We start from the raw sequence: 1,993 nt of genomic DNA, 5'->3' as shown, positions 1-1,993 counted from the left end.
GGCGCGGTGTCGCGGAACCGGGGAGCGGGTTCAGAAGCGGCCGCCACCGCCCCGGCGTCCCCGGCTGGCCGAGCCGCCGAAGCTGCCCGGTGAGAAACCACCCCCGCCGCGCCGGTGCCCCCGATAGCTGCTGGTAGCGCCGGAGAGGATCCCGCCCAGGACGAGGCCCGCGAGGTCGACGCCCGTGCTGGTGGTCGCACCCGGCCGGGACCACTGCGAAACGTCCGCCTGGGCGAGCGCCAGCGCCTCCTGAGCGAGCGCGTCGGCCCGCTGCGCCTCCCGCAGCCCGGTCACCGGGTCCGCTCCTCCGGCTTGCTCGAGGTGACGGCGCGCTTCCGCCAGCCGCGTGCGCGCCCGGGCGCCGACGGCTCCGCGCCGGGTGGCGACGAAGTCCTCCGCGGCGGCCACGCTGGACCGCGCGGTGAGTACGGCCTGGTCGAGCGCGGCCGCGGCCTTGCGCTCTCGGGCCGCAGCCTCGCGGGTGTCGGCGATCCCCTTGTCGAGGGCGGTGCCGGTGTCACCGAGGAGCCGCAGCGCCGCGATGGGGTCCGGCTGCGGCCCGCCGGCTGCCTGGCCGGCGGCGGCGAGCGCGGCCTCCGCCCGTGCGACGACCGGGGCGAGCGCGCCGTCGGGCAGGGCCCGTGCCTCGGCGATGTCCAGCTCGACCTCGGCGCGGGCGGCGGGCACCTTCTCCGCCGCGTCGGCCAGCTCGGACTCGCGGCGCCCCACGCCGTCGATCAGGGTCTCGGCCTGCGTGATCGCGTCCTCCGCCGCGCGGCCCGCGACGACGGCGGCGGCCGCGCCGCCTGCCAGGTGCTCCTCGGCCTCCAGGAGCTCGGCCTCGGCGGCCGCGAGCAGCTGCCGCGCCTGGTCGAGGTCGCCTGCCACCGGCTCGAGTGCGGTGGCCGCGTAACGGGAGCGCAGCGCCGCCCATGCCGCGTCGACCATGGGAAACCGCGCGCGGACCCCGTCGAGGCGGGTCCGTAGCTCGGCGACGTACTCGGGCGCCCGTGCCTCCAGGCCTCGTAGGGCGTCGAACGCCTCGACCTGCTCGTCGAGGTGGTCGTCCGCGGCGCTGGCGATCCGGATGATCTCGGCATGCAACGCGCGTGTCGCGCGCTCGTCCTCCGGCTGGTCGTCGTCGAGCTGCTGGCGCAGCGTGAACGCGCGCAGCATGTCGGCGCGAGCCTGCTCCAGCGCGGCCGCGAACCTCGCCACGGCGTCCGCGCCGAAATGCGCCCGTGCCGCGGCCAGCTCCTGCTCGGAGGTGCGCACGGCGTCGTCGACCTCGATCAGGGCGGCACTGGCGCGGTAGGCGAGGTCGGCGGTCGAGACACCGGCGAACTCGTCGGGCTGCGGATCGGGGGCCGGGGGCGCTTCCGCGGTCCGGCGGCGCCTGCGGCGCAGGACGTAGGCGCCCGCACCGACCACGGCAGCGCCACCGAGCACCGCGAGCCCGAGCCCGAACCCGCCACCGCTGCCGGAGCGCAGCCCCTCGGCCATGGCGATGGCCGCGCCTGCCCATGCCTCGGCGGAGAGCCGCGGCTCGACGTCCTCGGTGCGGATCTCGTCAACCCGGGACTGGTCGACGGGGAAACCGTCGGCGACCGACACGCCGTAGGCACGATCGGCGACTGCGACGGCGAGCAGGGCGTCCTCCGCGCCCAGCTGGGACAGCCGCGCGGTCTCGTCGGCCCATTCCTGCCCGTCGGTGCCGTCGAACGACTCGACGTAGACGACGAAGAGGTCCACGTTGTTCTCGGTTCGCAGCCGATCGATCGCGTCCTGGATCTGCGCGACCTCCTCCGGCGTGAGCGCACCGGCCCGGTCGGTGACGCGGTCGGCCAGTCGCGCCGGAGGATCGGCCGCGGCGCTGCCTGCGCCGAGCACGAGCACCGCGAGCACCCCGATCAGTACGGACAACCTGCGCACGGTGACCTCCGCGGTCGACAGGTGACCATCATCGCGTGCCGGTCCACCGGCGCCGGATTGG

Annotated in this window: 1 protein-coding gene; it reads right to left on the bottom strand. The window is 76.3% G+C overall.

Features of this window, described 5'->3' with window-relative positions; genetic code table 11:
* Positions 1 to 30: 30 nt before the first annotated feature.
* On the bottom strand, positions 31 to 1,932 hold the full coding sequence (locus K1T35_RS45975; protein ID WP_220257912.1) for a TPM domain-containing protein: 1,902 nt from the start codon (positions 1,930 to 1,932) through the stop codon (positions 31 to 33).
* Between the last annotated feature and the right edge of the window lie 61 nt (positions 1,933 to 1,993).

This window comes from Pseudonocardia sp. DSM 110487 (genome assembly GCF_019468565.1).
Taxonomy (GTDB): domain Bacteria; phylum Actinomycetota; class Actinomycetes; order Mycobacteriales; family Pseudonocardiaceae; genus Pseudonocardia.
The sequence above is the reverse complement of the archived record's forward strand: the minus strand, read 5'-3'. Positions and strand labels throughout refer to the sequence as shown.